Here is a 22,847-nt window from a genome sequence, read left to right as displayed (position 1 = left end):
GAGCGTGCCATGACCTTCTCCATCGTTGGCCGCTGCGCCGAAACCGGCCAGCTGGGCATTGCCATCAGCTCGTCAAGCATCGCCGTTGGTGCTCGCTGCCCGTGGCTGCGCACAGGCGTCGGTGCGGTGTCGAGCCAGAACATCACCTTGCCGGCCCTCGGCCCGCAGATCCTCGATGGCCTGGACGAAGGCCTGGCGCCGCACCAGGCCCTGGACCGCGCCTTGACCCGCAACGGCTATAGCCAGTATCGCCAGGTGGCGGTGGTTGATGCCCAGGGCCGCACCGCGGTGTTCAGCGGCAATCATGCGCTGGGCATCAACCATGCCGTGGCCGGCGAACAATGCGTGGCCGCCGGCAACCTGCTGGCCAACAGCGCGGTGATCGAGCGCATGGTCGAGGCCTTCGAGCGCAGCGAAGGCTGCCTGGCCGCGCGTTTGCTGACCGCTCTGCAGGCCGGCCAGGACGCCGGCGGCGAAGCCGGGGCGGTGCATTCGGCGGCGCTGTCGGTGGTCGGCGAGCTGGTCTGGCCGATCGTTGACCTGCGCGTCGACTGGGCCGACGACAACCCCATCGGCGAACTGGGCAAACTCTGGAACGCCTATGAACCGCAGTTGCAGGACTACCTGACCCGCGCCCTCAACCCGACCCTGGCGCCGAGCTACGGAGTGCCGGGCGATGAGTGAGCTGCGCAGCCGTGCATTGCTGGCGAGGCTGATTGGCTTTGCCACGGTCAGCCGCGATTCGAACCTGGCCCTGATCGAGTTCGTCCGCGACTACCTGCACGGCCTGGGCGTGAGCTGCGAGCTGATCTACAACACGCAGCGGACCAAGGCCAACCTGCTGGCCAGCATTGGCCCGGCAGTGGCGGGCGGTGTGGTGCTGTCGGGCCATACCGATGTGGTGCCGGTGGACGGCCAGGCGTGGACGGTCGAGCCGTTCAGCCTCACCGAACGCGACGGCAAGCTGTACGGCCGTGGCGCCGCCGACATGAAAGGCTACCTCGCCTCGGTACTGGCAGCAGTGCCGCTGTTTCTCGAAAGCCCCCTGCGCCGGCCGGTGCACCTGGCGTTCTCGTATGACGAGGAAGTCGGCTGCCTGGGCGTGCGCAGCCTGCTCGAGGTGCTGCCCCAGCGCATCGCGCAACCGGCCTTGTGCCTGATTGGCGAGCCGACCCAGCTCAAACCGGTGCTTGGCCACAAGGGCAAGCTGGCCATGCGTTGCCATGTACACGGCGCGCCGTGCCATTCGGCCTATGCGCCGTATGGCGTCAACGCCATCGAGCAGGCGGCGCGGCTGATCGCTCGCCTGGGCGAGATCGGCCAGCGCCTGGCCGCGCCGCAGCATCACGATCAACGCTTTGACCCGGCGTTTTCCACCGTGCAGGTCGGGGTGATCCAGGGCGGTACGGCGCTGAACATCGTCCCGGCCGATTGCCGCTTCGACTTTGAAGTGCGTGCCTTGCCGGCGTTCGAACCGCAGGCGGTGGTGGACGAGCTGCACACCTACGCGCAGCACACCCTGCTGCCGGCCATGCAGGCGGTCAAGGCTGACACGGCGATCCGCTTCGAAGCGATCTCGGCCTACCCGGGCCTGGCCACCGCACCTGAGAGCGGCGCAGCGCAACTGGTCGCGCAGCTGTGTGGCAGCGATGCCTTCAGCACCGTGGCCTTTGGCACCGAAGGCGGCCTGTTCGATGAGGCCGGAATCCCGGCGGTGGTATGCGGGCCGGGCAGCATGGAGCAGGGTCACAAGCCGGATGAATTTGTCAGCGTCGAGCAGATGGCGGCCTGTGACCGCCTGATGGATCGCCTGGCCGAATACCTCTCCAACAACGGATAACAACAAGGAGTCTGCAGTGAACGATTTCAACCAGTGGACCAGCCTGGCGCAACAGCAGCGCCTGATCGACAGCGCATTTATTCAAGGCGAGGCCTGTCAGGCCGAAAGCGGCGCACGATTCGAGGTGATCAACCCGGCCACCGGCACATTGCTGGCCCAGGTCGCCGCTTGCGGCCAGGCCGAGGTTGACCGGGCCGTGCGCAGCGCCCGCCAGGCCTTCGAACAAGGCCCCTGGGCAAAGATGGCGCCCGGCGAGCGCAAGGCCGTGCTGTTGCGCCTGGCGCAGTTGATGCTCGAGCACCGCGCCGAACTGGCCTTGCTCGACTCGCTGAGCATGGGCAAGCCGGTGATGGATGCCTGGAACATCGACGTGCCGGGCGCGGCCCAGGTGTTCACCTGGTACGGCGAAAGCCTCGACAAGCTCTACGACCAGGTGGCGCCGACCGCCAGCAATGCCCTGGCGACCATCACCCGCGTGCCGCTGGGGGTGATCGGGGCGGTGGTGCCGTGGAATTTCCCGCTGGACATGGCCGCCTGGAAACTCGCCCCAGCGTTGGCCGCCGGTAACAGCGTGGTGCTCAAGCCCGCCGAGCAGTCGCCGTTCTCGGCGCTGCGCCTGGCAGAGCTTGCGATTGAAGCGGGCCTGCCCAAGGGCGTGCTCAACGTGGTGCCGGGGCTGGGCGAGGAGGCCGGTCGCGCCCTGGGCCTGCACATGGACGTCGATGCCCTGGTGTTTACCGGCTCCACCGAAGTCGGCAAGTACTTCATGCAATACGCCGCGCAGTCGAACCTCAAGCAGGTGTGGCTGGAATGCGGCGGCAAGAGCCCGAACCTGGTGTTCGCCGATTGCCAGGACCTGGACCTGGCGGCCGAGAAAGCCGCGTTCGGCATCTTCTTCAACCAGGGCGAAGTCTGCTCGGCCAACTCGCGCCTGCTGGTACAGCGCTCGATCGCCGACGCGTTCATCGAGCGGCTGATCGTCAAGGCGCGCCAGTGGCTGCCGGGCAACCCGCTGAACCCGGCAAGCCGCGCCGGGGCCATTGTCGACAGCCGCCAGGCGCAGCGGATCATGCACTACATCGAGCAGGCCCAGGCTGAAGGCGCGCAACTGGTGTGTGGTGGTCGACAGCTGAGTTTCGACGGTTCGAGCAACTTCATCGCGCCGACGATTTTTACCGGCGTCACCGCCGACATGACCCTGGCCCGCGAAGAAGTGTTCGGCCCGGTGCTGGCGGTCAGCGTGTTCGATGACGAAGACCAGGCGGTGGCCATGGCCAACGATCACATCTATGGCCTGGCGGCGTCGCTGTGGACCGACGACCTCAACCGCGCCCACCGCGTCGCCCGGCGGCTGAATGCCGGCACGGTGTCGGTCAATACCGTCGATGCCCTGGACGTTTGCGTGCCCTTTGGCGGCGGCAAGCAGTCGGGCTTTGGCCGCGACCTGTCGCTGCATTCGTTCGACAAGTACACGCAGTTGAAAACGACCTGGATTCAGCTGCGCGGCTGATGGCCTGTGGGAGCGGGCTTGACCCGCGATGAGGCCAGCACAGGCAACACCTAATAACAACAATTCGGAGCACCCGATGAACAGCAATGCAAGCGTGCAAACCGGCGCCCTGGCGCCGCCTGCAAGTCGCAAGAAACTCGGCCTTACCGCGCTGCTGGCGGTGGCCATCGGCCTGGTGGTGTCCCAGGGCGTCATGGTGCTGATGCTGCAAGGCGTCGGCATCGCCGGCCTGGGCTTTATCGTGCCGCTGGGCCTGGCTTACCTGCTGGCCCTGAGTTACGCCTGTTCGTTCTCGGAACTGGCGCTGATGATCCCCCGCGCCGGCAGCCTGAGCAGCTACACCGAAGTCGCCATCGGCCAGTTCCCGGCGATCCTCGCGACCTTTTCCGGCTATATCGTGGTGGCGATGTTCGCGCTGTCGGCCGAGCTGTTGCTGATGGAGTTCATCATCGACAAGGTCTACCCACACTCGATGCCACCGCTTACCGTGGCCCTGGGTGTACTGGCGCTGTTCACTGTGCTCAACCTGTTCAACATCGACATCTTCGCCCGCCTGCAAACCGTGCTGGCGGTGGTGATGACCGTGGTGCTGCTGGTGATGGGCCTGAGCGCGATGAACAGCGACATCGTCGCGCCCAACCCGGCGCTGTTCGACAGCGCCCACTGGAACCCGTTGGGCCTGGGGGTGATCGCCCTGACCGCGATGGCGGTGTGGGGCTTTGTCGGCGCCGAGTTCGTCTGCCCGCTGGTAGAAGAAACCCGCCGCCCGGAGCGCAACATCCCGGGCTCGATGATGCTCGGCCTGACCATCATCTTCGTGATCATCTGCCTGTACGGCCTGGGCGCCTTGCTCACCGTGCCGCAGGCGGAGCTGGCCAGCAACGGCCTGCCGCATTACCTGTTCGCCACCACGGTGTTCGGGGAGGCCGGCAAAGTGTTTTTGGTTACCGCCGCGATCACCGCCACCTGCAGCACCCTCAACAGTTCGCTGGCGGCGATCCCGCGCATGCTCTATGGCATGGCCCGCAACGGCCAGGCCTTCGGCGTGTTCAAGCGCCAGGGCAAGCGCACCGGCGCGCCCTGGGTGGCGGTGCTGTTCATTGCCGCGGTCACCGGCCTGCCATTGCTGCTGATGCACGACCATGCCGACGCCATCAACCAGCTGCTGTTGTCGGCCGCCCTGGCCTGGCTGCTGGCCTACATCATCACCCACGTCAACGTCATTGCCCTGCGCCGGCGCTACCCTCACGTGGCGCGGCCGTTCCGCACGCCGTTCTACCCGCTGCCGCAGCTGTTTGGCATCGCCGGCATGCTGTTTGCGATCTGGAACGTCTCGCCCAGCCCGGACATGACCTTTTCGATTTTTGCCTACGCAGGCCTGGTGCTGCTGATCGTCTCGATCATCGCCGTGCTGTGGATCAAGGGCGTGATGGGCAAGCCACTGTTCAAGCCCGAGCCGCTGGCAAGCGTGCTGGGCACTCAAACCGATAAAGACCCGCAAGGAGATTCGCAATGACCGCTCACGTCAAACCTGCCCGTAGCACCGGCGACTACCAGGCAGCGGATGCCGCGCACCACATTCATGCCTTTCTCGACCAGAAAGCACTGAACGCCGAAGGCCCGCGGGTGATCGTCCGTGGCGAAGGCCTGGCATTGTGGGACAACGACGGCAAGCGCTACCTGGACGGCATGTCGGGGCTGTGGTGTACCAACCTCGGCTATGGCCGCAAGGACCTGGCCGCAGCCGCCAGCCAGCAGCTGGAGCAACTGCCGTACTACAACATGTTCTTCCACACCACCCACCCGGCGGTGGTCGAGCTCTCGGAGCTGTTGTTCAGCCTGCTGCCGGCGCACTACAGCCACGCGATCTACACCAACTCCGGCTCCGAAGCCAACGAGGTGCTGATCCGTACCGTGCGCCGCTACTGGCAGATCCTCGGCAAGGCGCAGAAGAAGATCATGATCGGCCGCTGGAACGGCTACCACGGCTCGACCCTGGGCGCCACAGCGCTGGGCGGGATGAAGTTCATGCATGACATGGGCGGGGTGATCCCCGATGTTGCGCACATTGACGAGCCGTACTGGTTTGCCCACGAGGGCGACCTGACCCCGGCCGAATTCGGCCTGCGCGCGGCGCGCCAACTGGAAGAGAAGATCCTCGAACTTGGCGCCGACAACGTCGCCGCGTTTGTTGCCGAACCCTTCCAGGGCGCCGGCGGCATGATCTTCCCGCCAGAAAGCTACTGGCCAGAAATCCAGCGCATCTGCCGGCAGTACGACGTGCTGCTGTGCGCCGATGAAGTCATCGGCGGCTTTGGCCGCACCGGCGAGTGGTTCGCCCACCAGCATTTTGGTTTCGAGCCCGACACCCTGTCGATCGCCAAGGGCCTGACCAGCGGCTACATCCCCATGGGCGGCCTGATTCTGTCCAAACGCATGGCCGAGGTGCTGGTGGAGCAGGGCGGGGTATTCGCCCACGGCCTGACCTATTCCGGTCACCCGGTGGCGGCAGCGGTAGCAATTGCCAACCTCAAGGCCCTGCGCGACGAAGGCATCGTCAGCCGCGTCAAGCACGAGACCGGCCCCTACCTGCAGCGTTGCCTGCGCGAAGTGTTCGGCAACCACCCGCTGATTGGCGAGGTGCAGGGCGCAGGCCTGGTTGCGGCCTTGCAGTTCGCCGAAGACAAGGCCAGCCGCAAGCGCTTTGCCAACGAAAACGACATGGCCTGGCGTTGCCGCACCCTCGGCTTTGAAGAGGGCCTGATCATTCGCTCGACCCTCGGCCGGATGATCATGGCCCCGGCCCTGGTGGCCAGCCACGCCGACATCGATGAACTGGTCGACAAGACCCGTACCGCTGTAGACCGTACCGCCCGCGAATTCGGTCGCCTGTAAACCCAAAAGTGGCCGGCGCGCGCGGGCGTGCCGGCCTATTAGAGGAACCGCTTCATGTCCAGATCCTTGCGTTGCTGTGTTCCCTTTGCCCTGGTTGTGCTGTGCAGCGCGGTGTCGGCTGCGCCGCAGAACCTCACCGTCATCTCCTTTGGCGGTGCCACCAAGCAGGCCCAGGACAAGGCCTACTTCCAACCTTTCAACGCCAGCGGCGCAGGACGCGTGGTTGCCGGCGAGTACAACGGTGAGCTGTCGAAAATCAAGGCCATGGTCGATGTCGGCCATACCAGCTGGGACGTGGTCGAGGTCGAGAGCCCGGAGCTGTTGCGCGGCTGTGACGAAGGCCTGTTCGAGCGTCTCGATCCGGCGCGCTTCGGCGACCCGGCGCAGTTCGTCCCGGGCACCCTGAGCGAATGCGGGGTGGCCACTTACGTGTGGTCGATGGTCATGGCCTATGACAACGGCAAGCTGGCCAAGGCGCCGAGTTCCTGGGCCGACTTCTGGAACGTTGCCGACTTCCCCGGCAAGCGCGGCTTGCGCAAGGGTGCCAAGTACACCCTGGAGATCGCCTTGCTCGCCGACGGGGTCAAGCCCGAGCAGCTGTATGAAGTGCTCGGTACGCCGCAAGGGGTGAGCCGCGCCTTTGCCAAGCTGGACCAGATCAAGGGCAATATCCAGTGGTGGGAAGCCGGCGCGCAACCGGCGCAGTGGCTGATTGCCGGTGATGTGGTCATGAGCGCGGCCTACAACGGCCGGATCGCCTCGGCGCAGAAGGAGGGCATGAAGCTCAGTATCGTCTGGCCGCAAAGCCTGTACGACCCGGAATACTGGGCGGTGGTCAAGGGCACGCCGAACAAGGCCCTGGCCGAGGACTTCATTGCCTTTGCCAGCCAGCCACAAACCCAGAAGGTGTTTTCCGAGGAGATTCCCTACGGGCCGGTGCACCGCGAGGCGCTGAAGCTGCTGCCGGCGAATGTCCAGCAACAGTTGCCGACCGCCGAGGCCAACCTGGCCGGGGCGCGGGCGGTAGATGCCGGGTTCTGGGTGGACCATGGCGAGGAGCTGGAGCAGCGCTTCAACGCCTGGGCTGCGCGCTGAATTCATCGCGGGTCAAGCCCGCTCCCACAGATAATGTGGGAGCGGCGGTGCGACGACTCGACTTGACCCGCGATGCTGTAGAACCCTAAGCCAGCCAGGCAGCAAACTGCTCCTTGCAGTAATCGACAAACAACTGCGCAGGCTTGGTCAGCTGCGCACGCTTGAGCCAGCCGGCCACCAGCGCGGAGCCTGTGACATCTTCGGCAATCTCCACACAGACCACTTCCTGGCCATCATAGGTGCTGTGGCCATGGGGCTTGGTCACCAGCAGGGCAAAGCCAAAGCCCTGGCCGACCATGCCGCGGACCATCTCGATCGACGGCGAGCTGAAGACGATGTTCGGGCTCAGCTGCAGTTCTTCGAAAATACTCACGAAGTAAGTGCGGCTGGGCTGCACGTCGAGGAGGATCATCGGCTCCAGGGCCAGGTCCCTGATCGAGACCTGCTTCTGCCCGGCAAAGCGATGGCCCGCCGGCACTAGCGCATAGGGGCGCTGGGGCGCGGTCAGGGCTTCGGTTTCAATGGTGCTGTCCAGGTCATGTTCGTAGAAGATCGCCAGGTCGAAGCGCCCGCCGGTCAGGCCTTGCACCAGTTCCTGCTGCTCGCCGTCCTGCAGGCGGATCTCCACCCCCGGAAAACGCTGGCGAAAGCCTGCGATCAAGCGCGGCAGGTAGAGCGGGGCGACGGTCTCGAAGCAGCCGATGTCGATCTGGCCACAGACCACGTCGTTGTCGGCCAGGGCGTTCTGCTCGAACTCGCGGGCCATACGCAGCAGTTCCTGGGCCTTGCGGTAGAAGCGTGCGCCACCGGGGGTCAGCGATACGCCCTGGGCGTGATGGCGGATGAACAGCTGCACGCCGAAGCTGTCTTCCAGGCCCTTGACCGCCGTGGAAATCGACGGCTGGGCGATGTACAGCTTGCGCGACGCCTCGGCGACGCTGCCGCATTCAACGGTGGTGACGAAATACTTCAGTTGACGCAAGGTATAGGACGCCACAGTGCACCTCTGGCTGATTATTTTGCTACACGATACCCCCTGGACGGCCCGGTGCTGCAGCGGATTTTGCTGGCCATTGAGCATATTTACCCGGGCCTGCCGTTGATCGCCTGGGTGGCACTGCGGACCCGCGCACAGCCTCGAACCTGTACGGCGCGCATTTCTTGCGCCGCTCTTGCGAGGTAACTGCCATGAGCCAGCCACGTCCCGACGATGAACCCCTGTGGAAAGATCCGCTGAACAACCCGCAACGCGAGCACGATCCGCTCAGCGACCCGAATGTCTCTGACCCGCAGCGGCGCAACCTGCCCGAGGACGTCGAGCGGGTGCCCGACGACCAGCCCCTGGACGATCGCCTGCCCGAACCCGACCAGCCGACCCCGCTGTCGGACGAACGCCGCTAATCGGCGCTCAGCTCGTGCACTTGCCAGCGCACCGAGCTGACGCCTTTCTCCAGGCTCACCCGGCTGACCAGGCGTTCCAGCTGGGTGGGCGCATCGGGGCTGCCCATCAGCTCGGCGCGTACTTCCAGCTTGGCCGGGTTGGCCAGGTCTTCACTGTGCAGCGACTGCAGGCGCAGGCCGCCGTTGCCGAAGCTGTGCAGCATCAGGCTGCGCACCTGGATTTCATCCTCGGCGCGGCAGGTGATGCGCACCTCGAAGCGCTGCTCGGCCTCGTTGGCCGGCAGCACGTCCTGATGATTCAGACGCTGGGCGATGTCGCGCAGCAGGATATTGGCGCAGAGCACCACGCAGCTGCCCAGCGCCGCCTCCAGCAACAGCCCCAGGCTGCACAACACGCCAATGGCGGCGGTGCACCAGAGCGTCGCAGCGGTGTTCAGCCCGCGTACGTTGAGGCCGTCGCGCATGATCACACCACCGCCCAGAAAGCCGATGCCCGAGACCACATAGGCGGCAACCCGTGAAGCGTCGGTGGCGGCCATGCCCGGCACTGCCTGGGTCATCAGCACGAACAGGCAAGCGCCGGTGCTGACCAGGGCATTGGTGCGCAGGCCGGTCAGGCGCTGACGCAGTTGACGTTCGGCGCCAATCAGCGCCCCGAGTACCAGCGCGACGGTGACGCGCAGCAGAAATACTTTCCAATCCATAGCAAACCTCGAATCCACGGCAATACGCCGCGTTGTCATCGCCAGTGGGCGATGTACGTGAACAAAGAGAATGCGCAGGACCACGGGCCTTCAACACCGGTGAAGGTGCAAGGTGTGCGGGAAGGAGAATGAGGATTTGTCATCCACAAGGGATGCGAATCGCCACTGACCGCCATGTTCGGCGTGCCAGTGACAGGGGGAACCTGCTGAACTAGCGCGCCGTGTGGACCTGTCGCAATCGACTAGGGCTACTGTCCAATGCAGGACTCCTGTGTAGGCATGCAAAAATGCGGGCGAGAAACTAACCCTCGGGCAGCGCAGGGTCAAGGGTAAAAACATGACAATTGTTGCATTGGCAGCGGATCGTTGCAGATATGCAACGCTGTGGGTCATCGTGTTGTCTTTCCCAGGTGCGCTTCAAAAGCTACTGTTCCCTGAAAGGACTTTCGAGAGACCTGTGTGCAACCTTTGATCAATTACTGGCGGCTGGTGCTGCATCCCGGTGCGGATACCCTGCGCTTCGCCTTGCGGACCATCGTTGCCTGCCTGTTGACCCTGTACCTGGCGTTCATCTTCGACCTCGACCAACCGAAGTGGTCGGTGATGGCGGTGTTCATCGTCAGCCAGCCGCTGGGCGGTATGACCCTGCAACGCAGCTTCGCCCAGGTGCTCGGCACCACCCTCGGCGCGGCGGTGGCGGTGTTGATCATGGCGGTATTCGCGCAGGCGCCATTGCCGTTCATTATCACCCTGGCCCTGTGGCTGGCCCTGTGTACCGCCGGCGGCACCTTGCTGCGCTACACCAGCTCGCATGCCTTTGTGCTCAGCGGCTTTACCGCCGTGGTGGTGGCGATGCTGGCGATCCCTGAGCAGGACAACACCCTGATGCTGGCCATTACCCGGGTCACCGAAACCCTGCTGGCGGTGGCCTGCGTGTGTGCGGTGAGCCTGCTCAGTGCACGGCCGCAGGCAGTAGCCACGGGCTATTTTGCCAAGGTCGACAACCTCATCAAGCTGATGGCCAGCCACGCTGCGGCGGCGATTCGCGGTGAAGAGAGCGCGGCCGAGTTCAGCAAGCGGCAGATGCAGATCCTTGGCGAGATCAGCGCCCTGGAAGGCCTGCGCCGCCACCTGTACTTCGACGCCCCGCATTTGCGCGGGGCCAACGGCCTGGTGCAACTGCTCGGCAACCAGTTGGTGCTGCTCAGCTCGCGGCTGACGGTGCTGCGTAACCAGAAGCTGATGATCGCCGAGCGCTGGCAGGGCAGTTACCCGGAGTTCATCAGCCGCTTGCTGGCCGACGAGCTGGCCTTTCTCGACCAACTGGCGCAGCAGGGCCGGGCCTTGCCAGCCGAGGCACGCGAGCATTTCAGCGCCTTGCAGCGGCGTTTCGACCAGGCCGCGCTACAGGCCGAGCAGCTGCAAAACGACCTGCCAACGCCGCTTCGCTCATTGGCCTGGGCCTTGCGCTGGGAGCAGGCGCGCCTGCTCGAACAGCTCGGCGAAATGCTCGAACTCAGCGATGCCATCCAGGAAGGCCGTGCCGGCGATTGCCTGTACCGCCAGGGCCGCAGCAATCCCTTGCACCTGGACTGGCGCCTGGCGGCGATGAACGCCAGCCGCGCCTTTATTGCCCTGGTCGCGGCCGGGCTGATCTGGATCGAAACCGCCTGGGACGGCGCCCGCGCCGGCATGATTCTGATGGGCATCCTCTGCTCGTTGATGGCGACCTTTCCGCGCCCGCTGATGGCGGCGCAGAACTACGCCCGCGGCCTGGGCCTGGCGCTGCTGGTGTCGGCGCTGTACCAGTTCTGGCTGATCCCGCAGGTGGTCGATTTCGAAATGCTCGCGCTGCTGCTGTTGCCCTTGCTCTATGTAGTGGCGGTGGGGCTGTCGGGGCCGATGACCGCCGGCATCGGCATGGGCCTGGGCTTGTCGAGCTTCTTGCTGTTCGGCCCGCAGAACATCGGCGCCTGGCAGAACACCGCGATGCAATGGTTCGAATTCGCTGGTGCCTATGTGTGTGGCGCGGCGTTGTCGCTGATGGTGTATGCGTGGATTTTCCCGTTCAACCCGCAATTGCGCATCGAACGGCTGTTTCGTGAAACCCGCGAACAGGTGTATGCCTTGCTCAAGGGCCCGGCCTCGGACGCGCGCCAGTTCGCTTTTGAGAGCCGCATGCTCGACCGCCTGACCCTGATTATCGGCCTGCTGCCAGCGACCCGTGATGAGCGCTCGCGGGGGCTGTTCGAGGTCAACCTGGCGTGCATGGCCCTGGGCGTGGCCTTGCGCCAGTTGCAGGAGCAGGGCAGGGCCAACCCATTGCTGCCCGAGGCCCTGCGCGCGCAGCTTGAGCAGGTATTGCGCAACACCGGCCGCTATATCGCCGGGCGCACCGCGCTGGTGCTGCCAAACTTGCTGCAGACCCTGCAGGCGTTGGGCGAGCACCTGGACAACCTGCACGGCGAACAACTGCAGGCGCCGGCCGAGCAGTTGCGCTCGTTGTTTCGCATTCGTGTGGCGTTGCTGGTGATCGCAGGCTTTTTGCGTCACTACAGCCCCTACCTTGAACCCGCTGCCGAAGGAGCCCCGGCCCTTGCCCATTGATTTCGAGATTGGCGGCGTCTACCTGCCGCCGATCGCCCAGGCCCTGTTGCTGGCCATACCGCTGTTGATCGCCGTGCTCTGGCTGCTGCAAAAGCTTGGGGTGATGCAGCGGGTCTGGCACCCGGCATTGTTTGAAGGCGCGCTGTACGCCTGCCTGTGCGCCTTGATCATCCTGTACATGGGGAGCTGAACCTTGAACAAACTTGTGGCCCAGGTTTCGACCCTGGTTGTGGTGGTACTGGCGCTGCTGCTCGGCTGGTTTGCCTGGGAGCATTACACCCGCGCGCCCTGGACCCGCGATGCGCGGGTGCGCGCCGACGTGGTGACGCTGTCGGCGGATGTCGCCGGGCGCATCGTCAGCCTCAAGGTGGCGGATAACCAGCACGTCGACCAAGGCCAGTTGCTGCTGCAAATCGACCCCGAGCGCTATGCCCTGGCGGTCGAACATGCGCGCCGCGCCATCGAAGTGGCGCAGGCCAGCGAAGGCCTGGCCCAGGCGGCGATCATCTCAAGCCAGGCCTTGCTCAAGCAGCGCCAGAGCGAAGAACAACGGCGCCGCACCCTCAAGCAAGGCTTTGCCATCTCCGGTGAAGAATGGGAGAAATCCAGCACCGACGTGGCCGTGGCCCAGGCCGAACTGATGCGCGGCCAGGCCAACCTGAGCCTGGCCACCGCCAACGTGCAACTGGCCACTGCCGCCTTGACCCAGGCCGAGCTTGACCTGCAACGCACACAGATTGTTGCCCCGGTCAGCGGTTATGTGACCAACCTGCTGACCCGCCAGGGCGACTACGCCACGGCCGGCGGGCCATTGCTGGCGCTGGTCGACAGCGGCTCGTTCCATATCAGCGGCTATTTCGAGGAAACCAAGCTGCCGCGCATCCATCCGGGCAGCAAGGTCGACATCGCCCTGATGAGCGGCGAACGCTTCCAGGGCACGGTGCAGAGCATCGCCTACGCCATCACTGACCGCGAGAACGCCCCTGGCAACCGCCTGCTGGCCAACATCAACCCCAGCTACACCTGGGTGAAGCTGGCCCAGCGGGTGCCGGTGCGCATCGACATCGACCCAGGCTTTGCCGGCAAAGCCGACCTGCGGGCTGGTACCACGGCGACGGTGACGGTGCGCGAATAGGGTCGAGGTGGTAGGCTTTGCGGCGTTTCTGCCCAGCCACGCGAAGCTCGACGCATGATCCTCAACCTCGCTGTATTTCTCTGCACCCTGACGGCCATGGAGGGCATCGGCTACCTGGCGCATCGCTACATCATGCACGGCTGGGGCTGGTTCCTGCATCGCTCGCACCATGAGCCGCACCTGGGGGCGCTGGAAACCAACGACGTCTATCTGCTGGCCCTGGCCCTGATCGCCTTGGCCCTGGTGGCCATCGGCCGCGCCGGGCATGCGCCGTTGCAGTGGGTGGGGGCGGGCGTGGCGGCGTTCGGGGTGATATACGTGATCGTCCATGACGGCATCGTCCACCGCCACTGGCCGTTTGCGCCACGGCCGCGCAACCGTTACCTCAAGCGCTTGTACCGCGCGCATATGCTCCACCATGCGCTGAAGGGGCGGGATAACAATGTCTCGTTCGGGTTCCTGTATGCACCGCCCATGCACAAGATCAAGCAGCAATTGCGCGCGCGGCGCCGGGGTTGACCCGCAGGCGCGCAATTTCATACAAGATTGTCCGGTGCCGCATGCGTAAGGTAGTAGTGTTCTGTACATGGAGAAGCGTATGAGCCTGCACATCGAAACCCCGTTGATCGCCTCGCGTCCGTTGAGCCTGGCCAGTGGCCTGGAGGTCTGGCTAAAGCTCGACGCGCTGCAGCCCTCCGGCTCGTTCAAGCTGCGCGGCATTGGCGCTGCCTGTGAAGCCTATGCCCAGCAGGGCAAGCGCCGCTTCGTGTCGTCCTCGGGCGGTAATGCCGGCATCGCCGTGGCCGTGGCTGGGCGCATTCTCGGCCTGGCGGTGACCGTGGTGGTGCCGGAGACCACCACCGAGCGGGCCAAGCAGCTGATTCGCCAGGAACAGGCCGAGGTGATCGTGCATGGCAAGGCCTGGCACGAGGCCAATGCCCTGGCGCTGTCGCTGATGGGCGAGGATGACGCCTATATCCACCCCTTCGACGACCCGCTGCTGTGGCAAGGCCACGCGAGCATGATCGACGAGGTCGCCGCTACCCGCTTCAAGCCCGATGCGGTAGTGGTCGCGGTCGGCGGCGGTGGTTTGTTGTCGGGGGTCTGTGAAGGCCTGGCGCGCAACGGCTGGGGCCAGGTGCCGGTGTTTGCCGTAGAAACCAGCGGCGCCGCATCGCTGGCCGCGGCCATGGCGCAAAAGCAGCGGGTGGCGCTGGACGGGGTCAACACCGTGGCCACTTCGCTGGCGGCCAAGCAAGTGTGCCAGCGCGCCTTCGAGTGGAGCCAGGAGCGGCCGGTGGTCAGCCATGTGGTCAGTGACCAGGCGGCGCTGGAGGCCTGCGAGCAGTTCCTGCTCGACCAGCGCATCCTGGTCGAGCCCGCCTGCGGTGCAGCCCTGGCCCTGGCGTACGCGCCCACGGCCGAGCTCAAGCAGCACCAGAAGGTGTTGGTGATCGTGTGTGGTGGCGTCACCGCAACCCTCGACCAGATCCGCCAATGGCGCGCGGCCTGCTAGTTGGATAGCGTCGTCCATCAGGCTCCCGGGCATCCAGGCGTACGCCTGATCGATGCCCGTTACCAGCAATTTGCCTTTCCCCGGCATTTTCACCTGGAGTACCACATCGGCCTGATCGTCACCGGCCAGCAGCGCTACGCCGCTGGCGGCACGCGCCAGCTGGCCGGGGCCGGGGACATCCTGCTGATGGCCCCGGAGCACGTGCACGACGGCGCCAGTGCCGATGACCAGGGCTACGGCATCCGTATCCTGACCCTTGATCCTGCCTGGCTGGCCGAGGTCAGCCGTGACCTGAGCGACGGCCGCCAGGGCCTGCCCAACCTCAATGCCTTGCAACTGCGCCACCCGCAGTTGCAGCAGCTGCTTAATGGTTTGCACCAGCAGCACGACCCGCTGGCGTTTGCAAGTCACCTGTGGGAAACCCTGGCGCTGCTGCTCGGGCTGGGTTCCACCCTCAAAGTGAACGAGCACAGCAACGGTTTTGATCCACAGCGTTGGCGGCAGTTGCGTGAATGGCTGGAGTCGCGCCTGGATCAGCCGCCGAGCCTGGAAGAAATGGCTGCATTCGTTGATTTGAGCCCGTGGCAGCTATTGCGCCGCTTTCGCAATCACTGCGGCTTGCCGCCCCAGCAATGGTTGACCCACCTGCGTCTGGAGCGGGCCTTGCCGCGGGTGCTGGCCGGGCAGCCCTTGAGTGAAATTGCCCTGGACCTGGGCTTCTACGACCAGGCCCATTTCAGCCGCCTGTTTCGCCGCACCTACGGCGCGCCACCGCGGGGCCTGAAGGTGCTGAAACGCTAACCCGGGCGTATTCTCAGCGCCTGGGCACATCACCGGCAACCGTGGTCCGGAACATCTCGCGGCGCATGCCATGGTAGTCAGCGATCGGCAGGTGCCAGGTGCTGCGGTTGTCCCAGATCGCCAGGGTTCCCTGACGCCAGCGCATGCGGCAGGTAAAAGCGGGTGCGGTGGCCAGGTTGAACAGGTAGTCGAGCAGCGGCCTGGCTTCTTCGCTGCGCAAACCCTGGATGCCAACGGTGTAGGCAGGGTTGATGAACAGCACCTTCTCGCCGGTTTGCGGATGACGGGTCACCAGCGGGTGGCTGCGCATGTCCTGCGAGGTGTCGCTGCCATAGTGGATGGCCATGTTTTCCAGCAGGGCGTTGTGGTTGGCGCCGACCCCGTAGGCCCGCTCGGGGCTGTGCAGTGCATCGAGAGTGTCCAGCAGCGCCTGCATGCCCGCTGACAGCCATTGATAGGCCAGTGCCAGGTTGGCGTAGCAGGTATCGCCACCGTAAGGCGGTGTCGTGGCCGTAGAGCAGGGTGAAGGCCGGCGGGCGCTGCTGAAAGGTCCAGTCGCTGTGCCAGGCGCCACCGAACACGAAGGGTGCCTTCTCGGCGGCTTCCTTGACCACGTGCACCACGTGCGGATGGTCGGCCATGGTGGTCACGTAGGGCTCGTGGCCGAATTCGCCGAACTGTCGGGTGACCCGTTCAAGGTCGGCAATGCGCAGGTTCTGCTCGCGAATGAACAGCACCTTGTGCGCCAGCAGCGCCTGGCGCAGTTCGACCCAGCCGGCGTCCTCCAGGCGGTTCAGGTCGAGGCCCTCGACGTCGGCACCGAGGGCGCCGGTGCTGGGCAAGACGCGCAAGTGGCGGTAATCGGCTGCGCGGTTGTGGTCGGGATGGCAGTAGATGAATTCGCTCATGACGGACACTCGTGTGGGCCTGCTGTCATCGGGATTGCAGTTCATCGCGCACCGCGGCTGCAACCGGGTCGGGGTCATGTCCACGGCTCACCCACCAGCCAAAGCCTGCCGCCGTAAAGAACATGATCAAGCTGTAGATTGCCGCCGGTATGGCCATGGTCGAGTTGTTCAGCAGGGTCGGGCTCAGCGCCAGGGCAATGGCCAGGGTGCCGTTGTGGATGCCGATCTCCATGCCGATGGCAATCGCCTGGCGCTTGGGGATTTTCAGCAGCCGTGGCAGCCAGTAGCCGACGCCCAGGCTCAGCAGGTTGAACAGCAGCGCCGCGCCGCCTACCACCGGGGCATAGTCGACGACGGTCTGCCAGTCCTTGACCATTGCCAGGACAATCGTGAATACCAGAAACAGCGCGGCGATGATCTTCATCGGCCGCTCCATGCGCATGGCAAAGCCCGGCGCCAGGCGGCGGATCAGCATGCCGATGGCCACCGGCACCAGGACAATGGCAAACACCTGCAGCACCTTGGCAAACTGCAGCGGGATGGCCTGGTCGGCGGCCATGAAGTAGGCCAGCGACAGGTTGACCAGCAGCGGCATGGTCAGGATCGCAATCAGCGAGTTGACCGCCGTCAGGGTCACGTTCAAGGCTACGTCACCATGGGCCAGGTGGCTGAACAGGTTGGCGGTGGTGCCGCCAGGGGATGCGGCCAGCAGCATCAGACCGACCGCCAAAGCAGGGGCCAGGCCAAAGCCCTTGGCGATCAGAAAGCAAATGAACGGCAGCAGCAGGATCTGGCAGGCCAGGCCGATCAGCACCGGCCGGGGGAACTTCACCACCCGGGCAAAATCGGCCAGGGTCAGGGTCAGCCCCAGGCCGAGCATGATGAAACCCAGGGCGATGGGCAGGAAGGCACTGAGCAAGGGCGATGCAGTCATGGCGCGGACTCACAAGAAGGCGGTGTCCGCCAGTGTAGGCAAGGATTTCGATATCCATTACAGATCTTGCGGTTTATGCCCGGCAAACAGTAGCATCGGCGCTTTTGCCCCAGGACCCGATACCCGATGCAGTTTCAGCCAGGCATTCTCGCCGCCCCCGTTCCCGCCCAGGCCCGCCACCTGTTCTTCACCTTGCACTCGCCCGCAGCATTGCCGGGCGTGCTCGATGGGCTGCTGCAGCAGGTTGATGGCAGCCGTGTGGTAGCCGGTTTCGGCGCGCCGCTGGTGCAGGCCCTGGGTGGCAGCATCGACGGCCTGCGTGGGTTTCCGCAGCTGACCGCGGCAGTCGACAACCCCTGCACCCAGCACGACCTGTGGCTGTGGCTGCGCGGTGAAGACCGTGGCGAGCTGTGGCTGCACAGCCAGGCGCTCGAGCAACTGCTGGCCCCGGCCTTGAAACGGGTCGAGGCCACCGATGCTTTCCGCCACAAGAGCGGCCACGACCTGACCGGCTATGAAGACGGCACCGAGAACCCGGTGGAAGAGGCCGCCGTCGAAGCGGCGATCCTTGCCAGCGAGGTACCAGGCTTGAATGGTTCGAGCTTTGCCGCGTTCCAGCTGTGGCGCCATGACCTCAATTGTTTCAAAGCTTTGCCGCAAGCCGAACAGGACGACATCATCGGCCGGCGCAAGGCCGACAACGAAGAGCTCGACGACGCGCCGGAGTCGGCCCACGTCAAGCGCACCGCCCAGGAAAGCTTCGCCCCTGAAGCCTTTATCGTCCGCCGCTCAATGCCCTGGGCGGATGAGCGTGGTGCCGGCCTGGCGTTCCTGGCTTTCGGTCACTCGTTTGATGCGTTCGAAGTGCAGCTGCGGCGCATGAGCGGCCTGGAAGATGGCGTGGTCGATGCCCTGTACCGCTTCAGCCGGCCGCTGACTGGCGGCTATTACTGGTGCCCGCCGCTGGGCGAGCATGGGTTGGATTTGAGCGCTGTGCTCGGGCGGTAGATCGATCGCGGGTCAAGTCGATGCAGACCTGTAGGAGCGGGCTTGACCCGCGATGAGGCCCGTACAAGTGTAAGAAAATTTTACGGACTTTTTACGAAGGTGCGTCAAGCACAAAGCCATACTGCCGGCGCATTTCTTCGAGACGTCTGACCGTGAGCCAAGCCGCAACTTCCGCAAGCGCCCATTCCCCCGTAAAAACTTCGTCACTGAGCCTGTTGATCGCCGCCGCCGGCGTGGTCTATGGCGATATCGGCACCAGCCCGCTGTACACCTTGAAGGAGGTCTTCGCCGGTCATTACGGCGTGCAGGCCAACCATGACGGTGTGCTCGGCATCCTCTCGCTGGTGTTCTGGTCGCTGATCTGGGTGGTGACCATCAAGTACGTGCTGTTCGTGCTGCGCGCCGACAACCAGGGCGAAGGCGGGATCATGGCCCTGACCGCCCTGGCGCGGCGGGCGGCGGCGCCGTACCCGCGCTTGAGCCGGGTGCTGGTGCTGCTCGGGCTGTTTGGCGCGGCCTTGTTTTACGGCGACAGCATGATCACCCCGGCGATTTCCGTGCTGTCGGCGGTGGAGGGGCTGCAACTGGCCTTTGACGGCATCGACCATTGGGTCGTGCCCTTGGCGGTGGTGGTGCTGGTGGCGCTGTTTCTGATCCAGAAGCATGGCACCGCACGCATCGGGATCATTTTCGGCCCGGTCATGGTGCTGTGGTTCAGCGTGCTTGGCGCGCTGGGCATCTATGGCATCGTCCAGCGCCCGCAAGTGCTGCTGGCGATGAACCCGGCCTGGGCGGTGAACTTCTTTATCGTCCACCCGGGCATGGGCGTGGCGATTCTTGGCGCGGTGGTGCTGGCCCTGACCGGCGCCGAGGCGCTGTATGCCGACATGGGCCATTTCGGCCGCAAGCCGATTGCCCGCGCCTGGATCCTGCTGGTGCTGCCGGGGCTGGTACTCAACTATTTCGGTCAGGGCGCGCTGATCCTCGGCAACCCCGAGGCGGTCCGCAACCCGTTCTACCTGCTGGCTCCGGACTGGGCGCTGCTGCCGATGATTGCCCTGGCCACCCTGGCGACCATCATTGCCTCCCAGGCGGTGATTTCCGGCGCCTTCTCGCTGACGCGCCAGGCGATTCAGCTGGGCTACGTGCCGCGCATGTTCATCCAGCACACCTCAAGCCAGGAGCAGGGTCAGATCTACATCGGCACGGTGAACTGGGCACTGATGGTCGGCGTGGTGCTGCTGGTGATCGGCTTCGAGTCGTCCGGCGCCCTGGCGGCAGCCTATGGCGTGGCGGTCACTGGCACCATGCTGATCACCACCTTGCTGTCTTCGGCGGTGGTACTGCTGCTGTGGAAGGCTCCGCGCTGGCTGGCGCTGCCGTTGCTGCTGGGCTTTTTGCTGGTCGACAGCCTGTACTTTGCCGCCAACGCGCCGAAGATCTTCCAGGGCGGCGCCTTCCCGGTAATCGCCGGTATCGCCTTGTTCATTCTGATGACCACCTGGAAACGCGGACGCAAGATCATCGTCGAGCGCCTCGACGAATCGGCCTTGCCGCTGCCGCTGTTCATCAGCAGCCTGGCTGCGCAACCGCCGCACCGGGTGCAGGGCACTGCGGTGTTCCTCACCGCCCGCGCCGACGCCGTGCCCCACGCGCTGCTGCATAATCTGCTGCACAACCAGGTGTTGCACGAGCGGGTGGTGCTGCTCACCGTGGTGTCCCAGGACCGGCCGCGGGTGCCGGTGGCCCAGCGTTTTGAAGTACAGGCCTTTGGCGAGGGCTTCTATCGGGTCAACCTCAACTTCGGTTTTATCGAAGAACCCGACGTACCGGCGGCGCTGCAACTGTGCCACCTCAAGGAGCTGGACTTCAGCCCGATGGTGACCACCTACTTCCTCAGCCGCGAGACGGTGATCCCGACCAGGCGCATCGGCATGGCGCGTTGGCGCGAGGCGCTGTTCGCGTTCCTGCTGAAGAACGCCAACAGCAACCTCAAGTACTTCAACCTGCCGCTGAACCGGGTGATCGAGCTGGGCACCCAGGTCGAGATGTAGCCCGGGGCCTAGGCGGTGGCCGCTGCGGCCAGCGGCGCCGCCTTGCGCACCAGGCGCTGCAGGCGGCTGGCGATGGCAAAGCCGATCAGCGCCAGCAGCATCATGGCGATGAACACATAGTTGTAGCCTTGCTGGCCGGGGAAGTGGTCAAGGAGCGCGCCGTAGCCGACGTAGGCGAACATCCCCGGCGCATAGCCGATCAGGCAGCCGATGCCAAAGGCGGAGCCGGTGATGTGCGGGGCGATCCCGACTTCACCCATCGGCGCCCAGAACACCCCGCGCATGGAAAACACGATGAAAGCGAACGACAGCGTCGCGGCCATGCCGGCATAGATGAAGCCCGGGCTCTTGGGCACCAGAAGGATGATCGCCATCATCGGCAGCAGCGCCAGGAACGCCCACTTCAGGTAGCGGCTGGGGCTCTTGAAGTGCTTGTCGGCGATAAACCCGCCGGCCGGCCCGCCGAGGATCTTCAGCATGTACTGGTTGATGATGCCGTAGGCGCCGACCAGTGCCACCGGCAGGCCGTAGACTTCCTTCAGGTAGGGGATGAAGTAAGTCAGGCCGCAGTAGACGATGTAGACCATGAACACGTTGAAGCTGACCAGCCAGATCGCCGGCACCTTGATTGCCTCCATAAGGTTGGCCAGTGGGTTCTTGGCGCTGGTCTGGGCCTGGGCCTGATTGCCTTTGAGCAAGAACCAGGTCAGCACCCCGGCGGCGATGTCGATCAGCGCGTAGAACAGGATCGCCGCTTTCAGGCCGTGTTCGCCGCTGCCCAGGGCAACGAACACACCCAGCGCACTAAACGCCACCAGGGTGTCGACCACCCCGCGGCCGCCTTCGAGCAGGCCGAACATGCGCCCTTGCTCCTGATCGTTGCCCAGGCCGCGAATGGCCTTGAGCAGCGCCGGCCAGTAGATGCAGTCGGCGCACACCGCCAGCAGGCAGAACACCAGCATCAGGCTGCTGAACGGCGGGAAGGTGGCCAGGTACAGGCCCAGGGCGCCGGTACCGATCAGGCCCAGGGGGATCAGCTTGCGGGTATCAAAACGGTCAGCGAGCATGCCGCCGACCACGAACAGGCCAGTGGCGATGATGGCGTTGGCGCTGAGCAGCAAGCCGATCTGGGTGTGCGAGAGGCCCATGAACTCCTGCATGGGTACGTAGAACGCATCCTTGAGGTTGGCCAGTTTGTAGACGGTGCCGCCACCGAGGATCAGTATCAGGAACTTGAACCATTTGGCCTTGTTTTGCGCAGTCATTGTTATTCTCCAGGCGTAGCGGGGTAGGGGCTCAAAGGCTGGCAGGGCTGGCCAGGGTCAACTCGGCGAGGGTGCGCAACTCGGCCAGCAGGGTCTTTACGTAGCTGACCTGGTTGTTGGCCCAGCGCTGTTCGCCGGCCAGCATCTGCTCGAGGGTCAGGCCGGCGGGCAGCGGCGTGTCGCTCATTTCCCGGTAGGCAATGAACGGGTCGGCCGGCTCGTTGCGCTGGCGGAAGGCCGGGGCGAGGTAGTGGTTTTCCTGTTCGAGGATGAAGGCGATCACTTGCGGCTGCTGTTCACCGAGCATCAGTAGCTCGAACAGCATGCGCGCGCCGGGCAGCTCGTCCTCGGAGCTGCCCTGCAGTACCCCGCAGTGGCCAAAACCCTGGTCTTCGGCCACCACCCGCACGCCCTTGAGGTGGCTCTGGCGGATATGCGGGGCGAGGTTGTGCAGGGCCTGCAGCGGTTGCTCGCAGGCATTGATCATGTTGCCGAAATCGAACAGGGCATTGAGCCGCGGATGATTGACCTGGCGCAGCAACTGGGCGATCTCGTCGCTCTTGAGCTCTTCATGCTGCTCGAAATCAAAATGCAGGTCGTGGGCATCGGCCAGCCGGGCCAGGTACAGCAGGTCGCCACCGATCTGGTCCATGACCTGCGAGAGCAGGCCTTCATAACGCGAGTACACGCGAATATTGCGGCTGCCGATGACCTTGGCCACGGCCACCACCGCATCGACGTCGGCCTTGCGCGTGCTGCTGATTTCCAGGTGCACGTCCAGTTGCAATGCGCGGGCTTTTTCGGCGAAGGCACACAACTGCCCGGCGTTCATCTGCGACAGGCTGTTGTGCTCGCCATCGAGCATGTGCAGGCTCAGCCCGGCCAGTTCATGGCGATAGGCGAAGTCGAGCAGGTCAAACGGCGTGACGCGGCCGTGGGTGAGGTTGGTCAGCAGCGGATAGGCGTGGGCAAACAGCCGCGCCTGGTCGAGGCGCTCAAGCAGGCGGCTGGCCAGCTCGCGGGTCAGCAGCGGCGCCTGGGCACCTTGCGCATTGTGGTTCAGTAACGTAGCGAAGCGTTCTTGTAGTGTGTTCATTCGAGTCGTTCCTGGTGCGGGCACCGGTTCTACCGGCGCCGTCTTTATCGCGCCGGCAAGGAACACTCGATAGATCCA

The 22,847-nt window shown here is 64.8% G+C and carries 21 protein-coding genes and 1 pseudogene; 15 read left to right on the top strand and 7 right to left on the bottom strand.

Annotated features, from left to right (window positions below):
• Positions 1-9: 9 nt before the first annotated feature.
• The 6 genes from LOY54_RS13675 (at position 10) to LOY54_RS13650 (ending at position 7,340) form a co-directional block, all read left to right on the top strand.
• On the top strand, positions 10-684 hold the full coding sequence (locus LOY54_RS13675; protein ID WP_258606712.1) for a DUF1028 domain-containing protein: 675 nt from the start codon (positions 10-12) through the stop codon (positions 682-684).
• Positions 677-1,840: an acetylornithine deacetylase gene (gene argE, locus LOY54_RS13670; protein WP_258606711.1), complete on the top strand. Its 1,164-nt coding sequence runs from the start codon at positions 677-679 to the stop codon at positions 1,838-1,840. The genes LOY54_RS13675 and argE overlap by 8 nt, the downstream gene beginning before the upstream one ends.
• Before the next feature lie 16 nt (positions 1,841-1,856).
• Complete coding sequence (locus tag LOY54_RS13665; protein ID WP_408980508.1) at positions 1,857-3,350, top strand: aldehyde dehydrogenase; 1,494 nt, start codon at positions 1,857-1,859, stop codon at positions 3,348-3,350.
• Between the two features lie 76 nt (positions 3,351-3,426).
• The gene (locus LOY54_RS13660; RefSeq protein ID WP_258606710.1) at positions 3,427-4,866 is read left to right on the top strand and encodes an APC family permease; all 1,440 of its coding nucleotides are present in this window, start codon (positions 3,427-3,429) and stop codon (positions 4,864-4,866) included.
• Positions 4,863-6,245, top strand: a complete 1,383-nt coding sequence (locus LOY54_RS13655; RefSeq protein WP_093382857.1) for an aspartate aminotransferase family protein — start codon at positions 4,863-4,865, stop codon at positions 6,243-6,245. Before LOY54_RS13660 ends, LOY54_RS13655 begins: the two co-directional genes overlap by 4 nt.
• Before the next feature lie 54 nt (positions 6,246-6,299).
• Positions 6,300-7,340, top strand: a complete 1,041-nt coding sequence (locus LOY54_RS13650; RefSeq protein ID WP_045200927.1) for an ABC transporter substrate-binding protein — start codon at positions 6,300-6,302, stop codon at positions 7,338-7,340.
• An 85-nt stretch (positions 7,341-7,425) separates the two neighbouring features.
• Here the strand turns inward: LOY54_RS13650 and LOY54_RS13645 are convergent, their stop codons facing one another.
• Positions 7,426-8,337: a LysR substrate-binding domain-containing protein gene (locus LOY54_RS13645; protein WP_045200925.1), complete on the bottom strand. Its 912-nt coding sequence runs from the start codon at positions 8,335-8,337 to the stop codon at positions 7,426-7,428.
• Positions 8,338-8,528: 191 nt separating this feature from the next.
• Here LOY54_RS13645 and LOY54_RS13640 point away from each other — a divergent pair, with 191 nt between their 5' ends.
• Positions 8,529-8,741: a hypothetical protein gene (locus LOY54_RS13640; protein ID WP_258606708.1), complete on the top strand. Its 213-nt coding sequence runs from the start codon at positions 8,529-8,531 to the stop codon at positions 8,739-8,741.
• Here the strand turns inward: LOY54_RS13640 and LOY54_RS13635 are convergent.
• Positions 8,738-9,445 (bottom strand): MgtC/SapB family protein, encoded by a 708-nt coding sequence (locus LOY54_RS13635; RefSeq protein WP_045200921.1) that lies wholly within the window; start codon positions 9,443-9,445, stop codon positions 8,738-8,740. The genes LOY54_RS13640 and LOY54_RS13635 overlap by 4 nt on opposite strands.
• A gap of 459 nt (positions 9,446-9,904) precedes the next feature.
• Between LOY54_RS13635 and LOY54_RS13630 the strand changes: the two genes are divergently transcribed.
• The 6 genes from LOY54_RS13630 (at position 9,905) to LOY54_RS13605 (ending at position 15,504) form a co-directional block, all read left to right on the top strand.
• The gene (locus tag LOY54_RS13630; protein ID WP_258606707.1) at positions 9,905-12,052 is read left to right on the top strand and encodes an FUSC family protein; all 2,148 of its coding nucleotides are present in this window, start codon (positions 9,905-9,907) and stop codon (positions 12,050-12,052) included.
• Positions 12,042-12,242: a DUF1656 domain-containing protein gene (locus LOY54_RS13625; protein ID WP_010226052.1), complete on the top strand. Its 201-nt coding sequence runs from the start codon at positions 12,042-12,044 to the stop codon at positions 12,240-12,242. Before LOY54_RS13630 ends, LOY54_RS13625 begins: the two co-directional genes overlap by 11 nt.
• 3 nt (positions 12,243-12,245) lie before the next feature.
• A complete protein-coding gene (locus LOY54_RS13620; RefSeq protein WP_258606706.1) occupies positions 12,246-13,187 on the top strand; it encodes an HlyD family secretion protein in 942 nt (313 codons plus the stop codon).
• Positions 13,188-13,241: 54 nt separating this feature from the next.
• A complete protein-coding gene (locus LOY54_RS13615; protein ID WP_258606705.1) occupies positions 13,242-13,706 on the top strand; it encodes a sterol desaturase family protein in 465 nt (154 codons plus the stop codon).
• A gap of 79 nt (positions 13,707-13,785) precedes the next feature.
• Positions 13,786-14,703, top strand: a complete 918-nt coding sequence (locus tag LOY54_RS13610; protein WP_213601227.1) for a pyridoxal-phosphate dependent enzyme — start codon at positions 13,786-13,788, stop codon at positions 14,701-14,703.
• On the top strand, positions 14,704-15,504 hold the full coding sequence (locus LOY54_RS13605) for an AraC family transcriptional regulator (protein WP_258606704.1): 801 nt from the start codon (positions 14,704-14,706) through the stop codon (positions 15,502-15,504).
• A 13-nt stretch (positions 15,505-15,517) separates the two neighbouring features.
• Here the strand turns inward: LOY54_RS13605 and LOY54_RS13600 are convergent, their stop codons facing one another.
• The 3 genes and pseudogenes from LOY54_RS13600 to LOY54_RS13590 form a co-directional block, all read right to left on the bottom strand.
• A complete protein-coding gene (locus LOY54_RS13600; protein ID WP_258606703.1) occupies positions 15,518-16,078 on the bottom strand; it encodes a TauD/TfdA family dioxygenase in 561 nt (186 codons plus the stop codon).
• A 10-nt stretch (positions 16,079-16,088) separates the two neighbouring features.
• Positions 16,089-16,412 (bottom strand): annotated as a pseudogene (locus LOY54_RS13595) (TauD/TfdA dioxygenase family protein); the annotation flags it as partial.
• A gap of 25 nt (positions 16,413-16,437) precedes the next feature.
• Positions 16,438-17,346: a bile acid:sodium symporter family protein gene (locus LOY54_RS13590; RefSeq protein WP_258597751.1), complete on the bottom strand. Its 909-nt coding sequence runs from the start codon at positions 17,344-17,346 to the stop codon at positions 16,438-16,440.
• A gap of 126 nt (positions 17,347-17,472) precedes the next feature.
• On the opposite strand from LOY54_RS13590, the gene LOY54_RS13585 reads away from it, so the two are divergent.
• Both LOY54_RS13585 and LOY54_RS13580 read left to right on the top strand, forming a co-directional pair.
• Positions 17,473-18,354, top strand: coding sequence for a Dyp-type peroxidase (locus LOY54_RS13585; protein WP_258606702.1), 882 nt, complete (start codon positions 17,473-17,475; stop codon positions 18,352-18,354).
• A gap of 152 nt (positions 18,355-18,506) precedes the next feature.
• Complete coding sequence (locus LOY54_RS13580; protein ID WP_258606701.1) at positions 18,507-20,408, top strand: potassium transporter Kup; 1,902 nt, start codon at positions 18,507-18,509, stop codon at positions 20,406-20,408.
• Between the two features lie 8 nt (positions 20,409-20,416).
• On the opposite strand, the gene LOY54_RS13575 is transcribed toward LOY54_RS13580, so the two are convergent.
• A complete protein-coding gene (locus LOY54_RS13575) occupies positions 20,417-21,673 on the bottom strand; it encodes an MFS transporter (RefSeq protein ID WP_258606700.1) in 1,257 nt (418 codons plus the stop codon).
• A 31-nt stretch (positions 21,674-21,704) separates the two neighbouring features.
• Positions 21,705-22,769 (bottom strand): sugar phosphate isomerase/epimerase, encoded by a 1,065-nt coding sequence (locus LOY54_RS13570; protein WP_258606699.1) that lies wholly within the window; start codon positions 22,767-22,769, stop codon positions 21,705-21,707.
• Positions 22,770-22,847: the final 78 nt, after the last annotated feature.

Source organism: Pseudomonas sp. B21-032 (assembly GCF_024748965.1).
Taxonomy (GTDB): domain Bacteria; phylum Pseudomonadota; class Gammaproteobacteria; order Pseudomonadales; family Pseudomonadaceae; genus Aquipseudomonas.
Note: the sequence above shows the minus strand (reverse complement) of the source record. Positions and strands in the feature narration are given on the sequence as shown.